The following is a 12872-nucleotide window of genomic DNA, read 5'->3' on the forward strand; positions in this document are numbered from 1 at the left end:
CGGTGCAGGCGCGACACTACCCTGCGACGCCGTTTAGCGCAACTGCTCCTGAATCAGCACCAGCAGCTGCTCGGATAGCCCCTCATCCACCGCGTCGCCGTCCTCGTCGGTGATCCAGACCGTTGTGCTTCCGCCATCAGAGCCCAGCCGAATCGCATAGTTGCCGGGTTCAAGCTGCGCCTCCCGGGTGCGCCAGAAGGCCAGACGGGAGAAGAAGCTTCGGCCGGATCGATCGGCCTCCGCCGACGGATCATAGCGGACCAGGTAGAGCCGCTCTGAGCGGTCTCTGTCCTCGACGGTGAAGCCGGCACGGTCGATGGCCAGACCAACCCGACGCCAACCCTGCAGGAAGGATTCGGCGATGACCAGGGTCAGGCGATCATCGCTGTCGCGCATGATCCGGCTGAAGGCGTCCTCTTCCTGGGCCGCGGCGATGTCCCGCGCCGCCATGACCTCGTTGATGCCCAGATGGACCATGAATGTCCGCAGGGCTTCGGCCTCACGGCCGCGGTCTCCGTCCCGGGGCGTCCAGTCACCGTTGTCCGACATGGCCCGGCGATGGGCAACGAAAACCAGCGTGCGGTCGGCGCGATCGCCGGAATCCAGCCGGAAGGTGTACTGCTCGAGTACCGGCGCATCCGCTTCCAGTTCCAGGGGCATGAATACGCCACCACTGAGGCCCAACGGCCTCGGCATCCAGTCGCTTTCGATCACGCCCAGGCTTTCCGAACTGCGAATAACTGGAATGTTGAATTCCTCGGCGAAGTCGTTGAGCCAGACCCAGACCTCTTCCGGCCGCGCGTCAATGCGCAGCCAACGTGTCTGGCCGCTGCGCTGCACCTGCATGCCCGGGGGCTCGGGCAGCACGGCGGCGCCATCGCGCCCCTCGCCCCGAGCAAACTCGGAGAACGTTGCCGACCGCTGGCGGCCCAGCGCCGGCACCTCTCCGATTCGCTCCGAAGAGAGGTCCGGCGGGACGATCAGCGGATCGCTGGTGCGAACATCGGCGTCACGGCCGCCTGACGAACAGCCGGCCAGAACCAGGGCGATCAACAAGGCCAACAACGACTGCTTGAGGGACAACTTACGCACAAACTTACTCCAGAACGCCGGCCAGCAGCATCGCCTGCCGAACGGTTTCATGATGCTGTTCCGACAACGGCGTCAGTGGCAACCGGATGGACGGGCCGATGAGGCCCAGTTGGCTGACAGCCCATTTCACCGGAATGGGATTGGACTCGACAAACAACGCCTTATGGAGCGCCGCCAGACGAGCGTCGATGGCCTCGGCGGTCTCACGATCACCGCTGATGGCAGCCTGACACATATCGTGCATCTGTTGCGGCGCGACGTTGGCGGTAACGGATATCACGCCCTTGCCACCAGCCAGCAGGATCTCTCTGGAGACGCCATCTTCGCCGCTGTAGACGTCCAGTCGATCACCGCAGCGCTCGATGATTTCCCTGGCCCGCTGGACACTGACTGTCTCCTTGATGGCGACAATGTTGGGGATGTCCGCCAGCCGTTCCACCGTCTCGGGCAACATGTCACAGGCCGTGCGCCCGGGGACGTTATAGAGAATCTGTGGAATGGGCACTGCATCGGCAACGGCCTTGTAGTGCTGATACAGACCTTCCTGCGTCGGCTTGTTGTAGTAGGGCACAACCAGCAGGGCCGCATCGCAGCCCCCTTCCATGGCGCACCGGGTCAGCTTGATAGCCTCCCAGGTGGAGTTCGCCCCCGTGCCGCCGATCACCGGGATACGGCCGCAGGCCATCTCGACGACCTTGCGCATCACATGGCAGTGCTCGTCGTAATCAAGTGTGGCCGACTCCCCGGTGGTGCCCACCGCGACAATGGCATCAGTGCCGTTGTCGACGTGGAACTCGACCAGCCGCGCCAGCCCTTCCTCGTCGATGGCGCCGTCCTCGAACATCGGCGTGACCATCGCAACCATGCTTCCGCGGAACATGCGCTATCCAACCCCAGATAAAAACAGACCAGCATAGTATCGGTGCCCCGGCAACGAGACAAGCAACGCCATTGGGGAATGGTTCAACAGGTTCCCGGGGCGGGAAAGGTGCATCTTGCACCGCGTCCCTAGTAAACTCTCCGCGGCCTGGCGAGGCCGCGTTGGCCCGCCGTAAATCAGTATCTCCTGTGACATTCTGCGACTAGTCCAAACGCGCAGACCAATCCCGCTTCCCGAAGGCAGCGAGCGAGCATGGAAAATCTAATTGTCATCACAGCCCTCGGCGAGGATCGGCCCGGACTGATCGATCAACTGTCGAAGTCCATCGCCGATGCCGGCTGCGGTATCCTCGATAGCCGCATGACCGTGCTCGGCGGCGAGTTTGCGATCATTCAGCTGGTCTCCGGCCGCTGGAATGCACTGGCAAAGCTCGAGGGCCAGTTGCCCATCGTCGCCAAGGAACTGGGCCTGGAGCTGCATCTCAAGCGAACCATACCGACCCGCCAGCCTGGTGACCTGCTGCCCTACGCCGTGGATGTGGTCACCATGGATCAGCCGGGAATCGTGCACCAGATTGCACACTTTTTTTCTCAGCGGGAGATCAACATCCGCGACCTCGCCACCAATCGCTACAACGCGGCGCACACCGGCACACCGATGTATTCCGTTCACCTGACCGTGGACATACCCGCGAAGCTCCATGTCGCGATGATTCGCGAGGAGTTTCTCGATTTCTGCGACCAGGGCAACCTGGACGCGATTTTCGAACCCGTGAAGGGTTGAGCCGATCCCATTCTGGAGGACATCGCCATGAGTACTGTAGCTGTGGGCAAACCTGTTCCGGCATTCAGCCTGCCGGCCACCGATGATCAGACCATCAGCCTGGAGGACTATCGCGGCCGCAACCTCGTGCTGTATTTCTACCCCAAGGCGAGCACGCCGGGTTGCACCCAGGAAGGACAGGATTTCCGCGATCTCGAGTCAGAGTTCGCCGGCGCGAACACGGCGATCCTGGGCGTCTCTCGCGACAGCGTGAAGGCGCAGCAGAATTTCAAGGACAAATACAGCTTCAACTTCCCGCTGCTATCCGACAAGGATGAAACGCTTTGCGGGTTGTTCGATGTGATCAAGGAAAAGAACATGTACGGCCGCAAGGTCATGGGCGTGGAGAGAAGCACCTTCGTGATTGATGCGGAGGGGGTACTTCGTGAGGAGTGGCGTGGCGTGAAAGTCAAGGGGCACGCACAGGCTGTGCTCGACGCAGTCCGCGCCCTCTAGGGAAGCGCTGAAGTATTCACGCCGCCGCGCTCGAGTCCGGTTTTCATTCGTGGCTAGAAGCAAGGTGCCGCAGGTAGTGGTTCTACCTGCGGTGGCTTGCGACACCGCCACGGGCGAAAACCGGCCGAGCCCCACGGGGTTGCGCACAGGTTTTCCGCGCTGCGTTGTTGCGACGCTTGGTCGTGGAATCACCACGACGCTGCGCGCCGCGCCTAGCATCACGAAAAATCTGTGTGTAACGCGGCAGTGTGAATACTTCAGCGCTTCCCTAGCAGGCGGCACTCCGACCGCCGCCTGCTTCGAAGCCCGGCACAGTGACTACTGTGCCGGGCTTTCCTCAAGTGGTTCGCCTGTCCTCGGCCAGGCCTTGAGTATGGCCTGAATCACCGTCGCCAGCGGTATCGCGAAAAACACCCCCCAGAAGCCCCAGATACCGCCGAATACCAGTATCGCCACGATAATGGCCACCGGGTGAAGGTTCACGACCTCGGAGAACAGGATCGGCACCAGCACGTTGCCATCCAGTGCCTGAATAATGCCGTACGCCACCATGATCCAGACGAACTCGCTGCTGAATCCGAACTGGAAGTAGGCAATAAGCCCCACCGGCACCGTGACCACCGCGGCGCCGATATAGGGAATGATCACCGACAGCCCCACCACCAGCGACAGCAGCATCGCGAACGACAGGCCGAGCAGGCTGAAAGTGGCGTAGGTAACCGCCCAGACGATCAGGATTTCCAGGAACTTGCCCCGGATGTAATTGCCGATCTGGCGATCCACGTCCCGCCAGATGGTGATCAGCAGTTCCCGATCACGGGGCAGGAAACGGCTCAACCATTCGATCAGCGACCGTTTGTCCTTGAGGAAAAAAAACACCAGGAATGGCAGCAGAACCAGGTACACCAGTAACGTGATGAGCACGATCACCGACTGGAACGACATGGAGGTCAGCAAGCGCTGGCTGAAATCCAGTGCCTCACGGCGTATCGAAAAAATCAGGTCGTTGACCTGTTCTTCCGAGAACAGCTGCGGATACTGCTGCGGCAGCTGCAACAGCAAGGCCTGGCTGGCGTTGAGAATTTTCGGAAGTTCGTCCACCAGCTGGCCAATCTGCCGAATGAGTATGGGAATCAGTGCAAAGAAAAACAGCAACAGACCGACGAAGAACACCAGGAACACGAAAGAAACCGCCAGCATCCTGGGCACGCCGAAACGCTCCAGACTGCGCACCACGCCCTCAAGCAGGTAGGCAAGCACCAGGGAGGCGATCACCGGAGCGAGCATGCTGCTGAAGAACAGGAACAGCGTCATTCCAACGATCAGTACCGCGGCGAGGCCGATGACCTGCGGGTTGTCGAAGTGCTGACGGAACCAGTCCCGGATCAGCTGCATCAGCCAAAGCTCCTTGCTGTATCGTGTTTGTGCATGCGCCGCAGACGGTCATGCCGGGTCATCATACAACGGCTGATCGAGGCGCACGAGAGCAGCGCGGACAGCCCGGAACATGGGCGGGCATAGCGGGTCCAATCGCTGACTGTACTGGTTCCGTCAGAGCAAGCCGGTCTTCCAGAAGACCCGGGGGAATTCCTTGAAACGCGTGATAGCGCTCGCACTCGGTCTACTGCTGGGCGCCGGCGTGGCCGCACAGACTGACTCCGACGGCGTTCGTTTGCCGGAAATCGGTGATGGCGCGAGCCGCAGCCTGAGCCTCTCGCAGGAAGCACGCCTGGGGCGCGAGCTGATCCGCGAAGTGCGGATGCGCCTGCCCATGGAGCAGGATCCGGAAGTGCGCGCCTACATCCAGGAACTCGGTCAGCGGCTGCTTGGCTTCGCAGACGGGCCGGACTTCCAGTACGAATTCTTCGTCGTGGACAGCCCCGCCATCAACGCCTTCGCCATGCCTGGCGGCAATATCGGGATCAACTCCGGCCTGATCCTGCGCACGCAATCGGAAAGCGAACTGGCCGGCGTGATGGCCCACGAGCTTGCCCATGTCACGCAGCGACATATCGCGCGGCGACTTGACGCCCAGCGCGGCGCGGGCTTCCGTACCCTGGGCGTACTCATGGCGGCGATCCTGCTGGGCATGCAGGATCCGGAAGCAGGCAGCGCCGCGGCCATGACCGGCATTGCCGGTTCCATCCAGGAGCAGCTCAACTTCTCCCGCGAACACGAGCGCGAGGCCGATAACATCGGCCTGCAGATTCTCGCCAGGGCCGGCCTCGACCCCGAGGGCATGCCGCGATTCTTCGAGCGGTTGCACCAGGCAACCCAGTACCAGACACGGCCACCCGAGTACCTGAGCACCCACCCGATTACGGAGAACCGGATTTCCGAAAGTCGCGCCCGTGCCCAGCAACTCGGTCGACGTGACGTACAGGAAAGTGCGACGTACCAGATCATCCGCACCCGCCTGCTGGTATCACGGGCCGAGAGCACCAGCAGCGCGGAACGGCATTTCCGGGCACAACTGGAGGGCAACGGGGACCGGAACGCTGCAGCCTACGGTCTGGCGTTGACCCTGACCGAGGCGGGCCAGACCGAAGAGGCGGTGGAGCTACTGGAGACGCTGATCGATCAGCATGGCGAATTCGTCTCGTACTACCTGGCATTGGCGCGGGCCCACTGGGCTGCCGGCAACGAGGATGAGGCGCTGGAGTTCTATCAGCTCACGCTGGAGCTCTTCCCCGACAATTATCCCACCGTCTACCATTACGCAGACGCACTCCGCGATGCCAGCAAGGCAGGCGAGGCGCGCGCCGTGATCCGGCGACATCTGCAGCGCCGCGGACCCGATGCCGCCCTCTACCAGAAGCTGGCCCAGATCGCGGCGGACGCCAATGTGCCCCATGAAGGCAAGCTGGCAATGGCGGAGTACTATCAGATGCACGGGCAACTGCGACTCGCCATCGAACAGTTGAACCAGGTCATCAATGCCAACGATGCCGAGATGTACGACAAGTCCCGGGCCGTATCCCGCCGACAGGAACTCGTGGCGGACTACGAGAACCGCATGCGCTGACCCAGGGCCGCACGCCGCCTCGAGGACACGCGTTCCCCCTACAGCCCACAGACGCTCACGCGCTTTCGTGGCACACTGCCAGATCGTCGAAAGCGCCTCCGGGCAGACGTGACCACGCGTCGACCGGCGGACAAGGGACAAACTCCGCGCGTTGCAACCGATGGATGACCATGAGCGGACCCGCACCGGAAGAATACTGGCTGGACTGGATCGCGCGTGCGCAGGCCGGAAACCGTTCCTGGCTGCGGGCGCTGGACCCGTCGGTACCGGAGAAAGATCGCGAGCAGGCCTTGCTGAGTGCGCGCGGCGAATGGATTGCAGCAATGGACGGCGCTCTCCAGTCCCTGGCGGATGATCTCCAGGGCAGTGCCGACTGGACCGCTTCCCTGCTGCGACACCTGCGAAACCTGCATGAGGAGGTAGATCGCCACCTCGACGAGACGGCCCAGCAGTTGCCGCCGGATCTGCAATGGCTCACCCACTGGCTGGAGTCCTGCGCGGCGTCCGGCAGCACCGATCTCGCCAGGGCGACGCTGGATGCGCTGCGGCAATGGCCGCAGCTTGGCGTGGGCGGCCGACAGGTTGCCAACCTCCAGGCCCTGCACAAGTCGCTGAGCACTGCGATCGAGGCCGGCGCCGCCTATGCGCAGACCCAGAAAGTCATGCTGGAAAAGGCCCTCAAGGGCTGGGAGCAGCGATTGGCGGCACGGTCATCCGATCCCGCGCCGGACCGGGAAGAGCTGCTTGAAACATGGCTGTCAGCGTTAAGCGACGCTTATGAACACATGCTCGATTCGGATGAACACACCAGGCACCTGGCGAAACTGAACACCAGTCTGCAACAGGCCAGGGCAGATGCCCTGCCGCTGATCGAGCCCTGGCTGCATGGCTTCGGCATCGCCACACGGCAGGATCTCGCAGGTACACAGGTGCGCTTGCAGGAAATGCGTCGAGCCAATGACGAGGAACTCGACGCCCTTCGCCAGCGCCTTGATCTGCTTGAGACTCACGGGGCAAAGCCCGCCCGCCGGAACAAGCAAAGATGAACGACGGCGCTCCACAGGCGGACTGGGCGAAAACCCTCGAGCGCTGTGCTGAAATGCAACCGGTTAGCCGAGGCACCCTGCCTGCGAGCACCTGCCTGCAACGCCCTCCGTTCAGCCTGCAACGTTATGCACCACTGCCCCACCAGCCGGTAGCCAATCTGCCCCCCATCCTGCTGGTCTATTCCCTGGTCAACCGACCTGACCTGCTTGACATGGCACCCGGACGCTCATTGATCAGCGATCTGCTGGAAGCAGGTTTTCCGGTGTATCTGGTGGATTGGGGCTACCCCCTGGATGCGGACCGAAGCCTGGACCTGGAAGACTACGTACCGGGCTTTCTCGGCAAGGCAGTTGATCAGGTCCTGTCGGAAAGCGGCCACCAACGACTCATGCTTGTGGGTGTCTGTCAGGGTGGCACCCTGAGTCTCTGTCACGCGCTGGCCCGTCCTGCTGGCATCGGCGCCCTGGTCACGCTGGCAACCCCCGTGGATTTCCATGCCGAGCGCAACGCACTGTCCCGACTGGCGGAGACGGTACCGGTGCAAGAGACTGCGTTGCCCGGAGACAACATCAATGGCCAATTGCTAAGCAGCGCCTTTGCCGCACTCAAACCCGCGGACCTGCTGGTCCGCCGCTACCGGGATTTACCAGCACTGCTGCAGCGGCAGGATCTGCTCGAGGAGTTTCTGCGCCTGGAGGCCTGGATGTATGACTGTCCGGATCAACCAGCAGCGATGTTCCACCGCTTCCTCCGGGACTTCTACATCGAGAATCGTCTTGTCACCGGCCGCCTGGAAATCAGGAATCAACGCGTCAGCCTCGACCAGCTGACAATACCGGTATTCAATGCCTATGCAGCGGACGACCACCTGGTGCCACGCGGCTCGGCACGGGCGCTGGGGCATTGCCTGCCGGCTGACACGCCCTATCAGGAATGCGAGTTGCCGGGCGGACACCTGGGGGTGTTTCTGTCCCGTCGGAACCGCCAGACGCTCATTCCTGAACTGGAGCGAATGGCCCGAAAATACTTGTGAACGCGGGGAAGAGCTGTTGCGACGCAACAACGAAAATACTTGCGCGGACCCGACGTATCCGTAGAATCCCGAACATGACAAAGCCGACGCAGGACCGGCAGTAGCGCCAAAAAAACACCCCCAGGCTAGTGGGGGCGGAGGAGTGGCGACTGAAAAGTCGCCTGGAGGAGAGGGTAGCCGGAAACCGGCACCACCATAATAAAAGACGCGCCACGATGCGCTGCGAGATAATAAAAGAAGCGGCATCGCCGCCAGCAAGTGAGAGACTAAGACGGGCCAGTCGCGAGACTGCCCGTTTTTTTTTGCCTCTCAATTTTTCGGAGTATAGGGTAGACAGCCCTGTCCACCCTGTCAATCAGCGCACCGAGCGCCTCTTGCCGCTACCTATCAGAAGCTCGTGAACAGTGCGCCATTCACCGGAATGTTGGCACCGTTGATGTACTCGGCGTCATCAGCGGCCAGGAAAGTGACAACCCGGGCGATGTCCTCTGGCCGCCCCATGCGCCCCGCCGGAACCTGCGACACGATCTGCTCGCGGACTTCCTCGGGAATGGCCGCGGTCATCGACGTTGCGATGTAGCCCGGCGAGATGGAGTTCGCGGTCACGCCCTTGCGGGCACCTTCCTTTGCCAGGGCCATGGTGAAACCATGCATGCCGGCTTTCGCGGCAGAGTAATTGGTCTGGCCGAATTGGCCGGTCTGACCGTTGACCGAGGAGATGTTGACGATGCGTCCAAAGCCGCGACTGCGCATGCCGTCGACGAACTGCCGGGTAACGTTATAGACGCTGGTCAGATTGACGTTGATGACGGCGTCCCAGGAGGTTTTCTCGAGCTTGTGCAGGAAGGCGTCTCTGGTGATGCCGGCAACATTGACCAGGACATCCACCGGGCCGTGGCGGGACTCCACCACTTCGGCCATGGTCTGACATGCGGCAAAGTCGGACACGTTACACTGCACCCAGGAGACGTCGACGCCCTCTTCCTGCAGCGCCTGCTGCCATTCACGAATGCCCTCACGCTCCGGATCCATGCAAGTGGTTACCACTTGATAACCCGCGGCCGAGAGTTGCCGACAGATTTCGGTGCCAATACCACCATTGCCACCCGTCACCAACGCAACCCGCCTCGCCATAGTTCGTCCTCTTCATTCATCGCCGCCACGCCTGCGTGACTTCGGCGAACCTCAAAAACCCGCAGCGCGGAAAGCCCACTCGGCGGGACACTCGACCCGGTGACGGTGATGACACACCGCGGCCGATGGCACCGCGCAAGCGCACAAAACATTTTTGTGCGGCGCAGAAAATTCACTGGCGAGCATAGGGACGGACTCAGACCATGTCAACACTGAAGAAAATCAATTTCGCATCGTGAAATTAATATTTACTTATAATTAACATAAACTTAGGATGATATTTCAGTTCGACAGGATCGATTGAAATTTGTGATGCCATGCACAATAACCGCGCCGCAGCGTTATGCTGCGACGCGGGAATAAGCGAGAAACAGGATGAAAAAAGGGGTTAGCGCTTGCGCGACCCAGGCCTTGTGGGCGAGGACGTCGGAGATTGCTTGCCGGAGGATGTTGCAGATGGCCCGTCACCGTCCTCCTTGGATTGGCTGACCCCACTCATGGCCTGCCACATCTTCAGGTTGCGCTCGGCGATCTGGCTCAGCACGCTCATCGGGTTCGATTCCATGAACTCACGTGTGTGTTCACGAAACATGCGCTGCTGGTCTGACCACATGTCCATGCTCTTTTCCAGGTAGCTGGTGAGCAGGTTCTGCATGTTGCCGCCGTAGGAGCGTATGATCTGGGCGAGCAACTCCGTGCTGAAGATGGGCTCTCCGCCCTCCTCCTCCTCGCTGATGATCTGTAGCAGGATGGTACGCGTCAGATCATCACGACTTTTTGCATCAATGACACGAAAATCGACACCGTCGGTCACCAGCCTCTTGACGTCGGCCAGCGTGATGTAGCTGCTGATTGCCGTGTCATAGAGGCGCCGGTTCGGATACTTCTTGATCAGGCGAACATCGTCGGTCATGCGGACACCTCACATCGACGACAACCCGGGCGCAAGCCCGGGTTGTCATCTCTTCCAGTCTCAGCGCTCGACAGCAACGGCGACGCCCTGACCGCCGCCAATGCACAAGGTAGCCAGCCCCTTATGTGCGTCACGGCGCTTCATTTCATGCAGCAAGGTCACCAGCACGCGAGCCCCGGAGGCCCCGATGGGGTGGCCCAGGGCAATGGCTCCGCCATTGACGTTGACCTTGCTCATATCCCATTCAAGCTCCCGGGCCACAGCAAGCGCCTGAGCGGCAAAGGCCTCGTTGGCCTCCACCAGATCCAGGTCCGGCACAGACCAGCCGGCACGAGACAGACAGCGCTTGGTCGCCGGCACCGGGCCCGACCCCATGATGGCCGGATCAACACCGGCACTGGCATAGGCGCGAACATAGGCCAGCGGCTCCAGGCCCAGTTCCTTGGCCTTGCGTTCCGACATCACAACCATAATGGCGGCGCCATCATTGATGCCCGATGCATTGCCCGCGGTGACGCTGCCACCCTCGCGCTTGAACGCGGCGGGCAGCTTGCCCAGTTTGGCAGCATCGGTGCCCGGCTTGGGATACTCGTCGGTATCGAAGACCACCGGATCACCCTTACGCTGGGGAATCGAGACGGGAATGATCTCGTCCTTGAAACGACCGGCTTCCATGGCGGCGACGGCGCGCTGCTGCGACTCGGCTGCCAGCGCGTCCTGTTCTTCGCGGGTAATGCCGTACTTCTCCACCAGGTTCTCGGCGGTCACACCCATGTGGTAGTTGTTGAAGGCATCCCAGAGGCCGTCCTTGATCATGACGTCTTCCAGCTTCCAGTCGCCCATGCGTTGACCGGTACGGGACTTGGGCAGCGCGTGGGGCGCCAGGGACATGTTTTCCTGACCCCCGGCCACGATGCAGTCGGCATCGCCCAGGCGGATCGCCTGCGCAGCCAGGTGAACGGCCTTCAGGCCGCTGCCACAGACCTTGTTGATAGTCATGGCAGGCACGGTGTCAGGCAGACCAGCAGCGATGGAAGCCTGCCGCGCAGGATTCTGCCCCACTGCGGCTGTGAGCACCTGGCCGAGAATCACTTCGTCCACCTGGTCTGGCGAAATCCCGGCCTTCTCGAGGGTTCCCCGGATAATCTGGGCACCCAGGGTACTGGCCGGTACTGTAGACAGGGCACCACCGAAAGCACCGATGGCGCTTCGACCGGCGGCAACAATCACGACCTGTTCCATTGGAAATCCTCCGACTGTTGAGCAGTTTGGTGTGGGTACTGGAGAGGCGTACCGAACCGAGGCCACCTCTTTCTCGATAGTTTTCCGGAGCCGCCCGAACCGATCCGTCAGCATTCAGGTCCAGCGCGGCCACCATCCACCATGATGGCAGAAATGCTGCACTTGCGAAATGGCGGCGTCGCTGCAGCATCAGCGCCTCGTTGCGCAGAACGGCCGTCCATACCGTCAGGCCTCGGTTACCACCTGCGGTCTTTGTCCGCATGGCGCACGCAACAGTTGTCGGTAGTGTGATGAGTGCGACGGTTCGAGTCGTCGATGCCCGCTAGGATGCACCTTGATCCTGACGTGGCCACGGGATCAGACACCCCACGTACCCACACGAGGTATCCGGCTCATGCATGATACAGGCGGACTGAGCACGACCAGCGCAAGCTTGCCATCGCTGCCCTACGTCTCTCATGAAATCCTGTTGGCACTCAACGAGCCGGAAGTGGATATCGCTCGCGTGGCGGAGACCGTCAACCGGGATCCGGCGCTGACTGCGCGTCTGATCTCCATGGCGAACTCGGCGTTCTTCCGCGGCAAGCAACCGGCCTACTCGGTGGCCGAGGCCATGATGCGCCTGGGCATGAACCGGGTTCGCATGATGGCCGTGAGCATCGTGCTGGCCCAGCAGCTCGATACCAGCCGCTGCCCTGCCTTCGAGCCGGCCATCTACTGGTACAACGCAATGGCTTGCTCCCATGCTGCAGGCCAGATCGGACGGTATGTGCCAATAGAGACGGGCGCGGAAGCCGCCCATCTCTGCGGCCTGATGCATTCCATCGGTGAGCTGCTGCTGGTTCACACCTTCCCCGGCGACATGCAACAGATCCTCTGCGCACTGCATGAAGACCCGACCCAGGAGCCGGCACTGCTGGAGCGGCGGCAGCTCGGCTTCGACCGCTATACCGCCGGTGCCATGCTGCTGCGGGAGTGGGAACTTCCCGCGGTCATCAGCGACACCATCCAGACTCTGGCAGAACCGGACCAGGTTGACGCGGCCTGGTCGCTGCAGCGCCTGCTACGAGGGTCGATGAACTGGGTCGCCGCTGATTTCGACGAGCTACCACTGCAACTCGAGGACCCGGATTACCTCCCCGAGGGCCTTGTGATTCGACTGCGCGATGACTGCCAGAAGGAGCAGGCGATGCTGCGGGGGCTCGCCTCGTTGCTTGGACACTGACAT

Annotated in this window: 12 protein-coding genes; 6 read left to right on the plus strand and 6 right to left on the minus strand. The window is 61.7% G+C overall.

Translation table 11 applies throughout. The annotated features are described in order from the left end of the window. Nucleotides 1–33: 33 nt before the first annotated feature. Nucleotides 34–1092 (minus strand): NlpB/DapX family lipoprotein, encoded by a 1059-nt coding sequence (gene bamC, locus J2T57_RS05760; protein WP_253475597.1) that lies wholly within the window; start codon nucleotides 1090–1092, stop codon nucleotides 34–36. A gap of 4 nt (nucleotides 1093–1096) precedes the next feature. Further along, nucleotides 1097–1972 carry a 4-hydroxy-tetrahydrodipicolinate synthase gene (gene dapA / locus J2T57_RS05765; RefSeq protein ID WP_253475600.1) on the minus strand — a complete coding sequence of 292 codons (876 nt, stop codon included), beginning with the start codon at nucleotides 1970–1972 and terminating at the stop codon, nucleotides 1097–1099. A 252-nt stretch (nucleotides 1973–2224) separates the two neighbouring features. Between dapA and J2T57_RS05770 the strand changes: the two genes are divergently transcribed. Together J2T57_RS05770 and J2T57_RS05775 are read left to right on the plus strand one after the other, a co-directional pair. Further along, nucleotides 2225–2755: a glycine cleavage system transcriptional repressor gene (locus J2T57_RS05770; protein ID WP_253475602.1), complete on the plus strand. Its 531-nt coding sequence runs from the start codon at nucleotides 2225–2227 to the stop codon at nucleotides 2753–2755. Nucleotides 2756–2782: 27 nt separating this feature from the next. After that, nucleotides 2783–3250 carry a peroxiredoxin gene (locus tag J2T57_RS05775; protein ID WP_253475604.1) on the plus strand — a complete coding sequence of 156 codons (468 nt, stop codon included), beginning with the start codon at nucleotides 2783–2785 and terminating at the stop codon, nucleotides 3248–3250. Nucleotides 3251–3568: 318 nt separating this feature from the next. On the opposite strand, the gene J2T57_RS05780 is transcribed toward J2T57_RS05775, so the two are convergent. Next, nucleotides 3569–4645, minus strand: a complete 1077-nt coding sequence (locus J2T57_RS05780; RefSeq protein ID WP_253475606.1) for an AI-2E family transporter — start codon at nucleotides 4643–4645, stop codon at nucleotides 3569–3571. Nucleotides 4646–4850: 205 nt separating this feature from the next. Here J2T57_RS05780 and J2T57_RS05785 point away from each other — a divergent pair, with 205 nt between their 5' ends. From J2T57_RS05785 to J2T57_RS05795, 3 genes are all read left to right on the plus strand, one after another. Beyond that, nucleotides 4851–6275, plus strand: a complete 1425-nt coding sequence (locus J2T57_RS05785; protein WP_253475730.1) for a M48 family metalloprotease — start codon at nucleotides 4851–4853, stop codon at nucleotides 6273–6275. Between the two features lie 164 nt (nucleotides 6276–6439). Next, on the plus strand, nucleotides 6440–7321 hold the full coding sequence (locus J2T57_RS05790) for a poly(R)-hydroxyalkanoic acid synthase subunit PhaE (protein WP_366519072.1): 882 nt from the start codon (nucleotides 6440–6442) through the stop codon (nucleotides 7319–7321). Then, nucleotides 7318–8355, plus strand: a complete 1038-nt coding sequence (locus tag J2T57_RS05795) for an alpha/beta fold hydrolase (RefSeq protein WP_253475609.1) — start codon at nucleotides 7318–7320, stop codon at nucleotides 8353–8355. Before J2T57_RS05790 ends, J2T57_RS05795 begins: the two co-directional genes overlap by 4 nt. Before the next feature lie 387 nt (nucleotides 8356–8742). Here J2T57_RS05795 and phbB read toward each other — a convergent pair whose 3' ends face one another. From phbB to J2T57_RS05810, 3 genes are all read right to left on the minus strand, one after another. Then, nucleotides 8743–9489 carry an acetoacetyl-CoA reductase gene (phbB, locus tag J2T57_RS05800; protein ID WP_253475611.1) on the minus strand — a complete coding sequence of 249 codons (747 nt, stop codon included), beginning with the start codon at nucleotides 9487–9489 and terminating at the stop codon, nucleotides 8743–8745. A 388-nt stretch (nucleotides 9490–9877) separates the two neighbouring features. After that, complete coding sequence (gene phaR / locus J2T57_RS05805) at nucleotides 9878–10402, minus strand: polyhydroxyalkanoate synthesis repressor PhaR (protein ID WP_253475613.1); 525 nt, start codon at nucleotides 10400–10402, stop codon at nucleotides 9878–9880. Nucleotides 10403–10462: 60 nt separating this feature from the next. After that, a complete protein-coding gene (locus J2T57_RS05810) occupies nucleotides 10463–11644 on the minus strand; it encodes an acetyl-CoA C-acetyltransferase (RefSeq protein WP_253475615.1) in 1182 nt (393 codons plus the stop codon). A 394-nt stretch (nucleotides 11645–12038) separates the two neighbouring features. Between J2T57_RS05810 and J2T57_RS05815 the strand changes: the two genes are divergently transcribed. Then, complete coding sequence (locus tag J2T57_RS05815) at nucleotides 12039–12869, plus strand: HDOD domain-containing protein (RefSeq protein ID WP_253475617.1); 831 nt, start codon at nucleotides 12039–12041, stop codon at nucleotides 12867–12869. The last annotated feature ends 3 nt before the right edge of the window (nucleotides 12870–12872 follow it).

Source organism: Natronocella acetinitrilica, from assembly GCF_024170285.1.
In the GTDB taxonomy this organism is placed as follows: domain Bacteria; phylum Pseudomonadota; class Gammaproteobacteria; order Nitrococcales; family Aquisalimonadaceae; genus Natronocella; species Natronocella acetinitrilica.

What these genes read in the sequence shown, in the direction of transcription:
- J2T57_RS05795 (WP_253475609.1), top strand. Translation starts at nt 7,318, where the DNA reads ATGAACGACGGCGCTCCACAGGCGGACTGGGCGAAAACCCTCGAGCGC.
- phbB (WP_253475611.1), bottom strand. Translation starts at nt 9,489, where the DNA reads ATGGCGAGGCGGGTTGCGTTGGTGACGGGTGGCAATGGTGGTATTGGC.
- phaR (WP_253475613.1), bottom strand. Translation starts at nt 10,402, where the DNA reads ATGACCGACGATGTTCGCCTGATCAAGAAGTATCCGAACCGGCGCCTC.
- J2T57_RS05790 (WP_366519072.1), top strand. Translation starts at nt 6,440, where the DNA reads ATGACCATGAGCGGACCCGCACCGGAAGAATACTGGCTGGACTGGATC.
- J2T57_RS05770 (WP_253475602.1), top strand. Translation starts at nt 2,225, where the DNA reads ATGGAAAATCTAATTGTCATCACAGCCCTCGGCGAGGATCGGCCCGGA.
- J2T57_RS05810 (WP_253475615.1), bottom strand. Translation starts at nt 11,644, where the DNA reads ATGGAACAGGTCGTGATTGTTGCCGCCGGTCGAAGCGCCATCGGTGCT.
- J2T57_RS05780 (WP_253475606.1), bottom strand. Translation starts at nt 4,645, where the DNA reads ATGCAGCTGATCCGGGACTGGTTCCGTCAGCACTTCGACAACCCGCAG.
- dapA (WP_253475600.1), bottom strand. Translation starts at nt 1,972, where the DNA reads ATGTTCCGCGGAAGCATGGTTGCGATGGTCACGCCGATGTTCGAGGAC.
- J2T57_RS05775 (WP_253475604.1), top strand. Translation starts at nt 2,783, where the DNA reads ATGAGTACTGTAGCTGTGGGCAAACCTGTTCCGGCATTCAGCCTGCCG.
- J2T57_RS05815 (WP_253475617.1), top strand. Translation starts at nt 12,039, where the DNA reads ATGCATGATACAGGCGGACTGAGCACGACCAGCGCAAGCTTGCCATCG.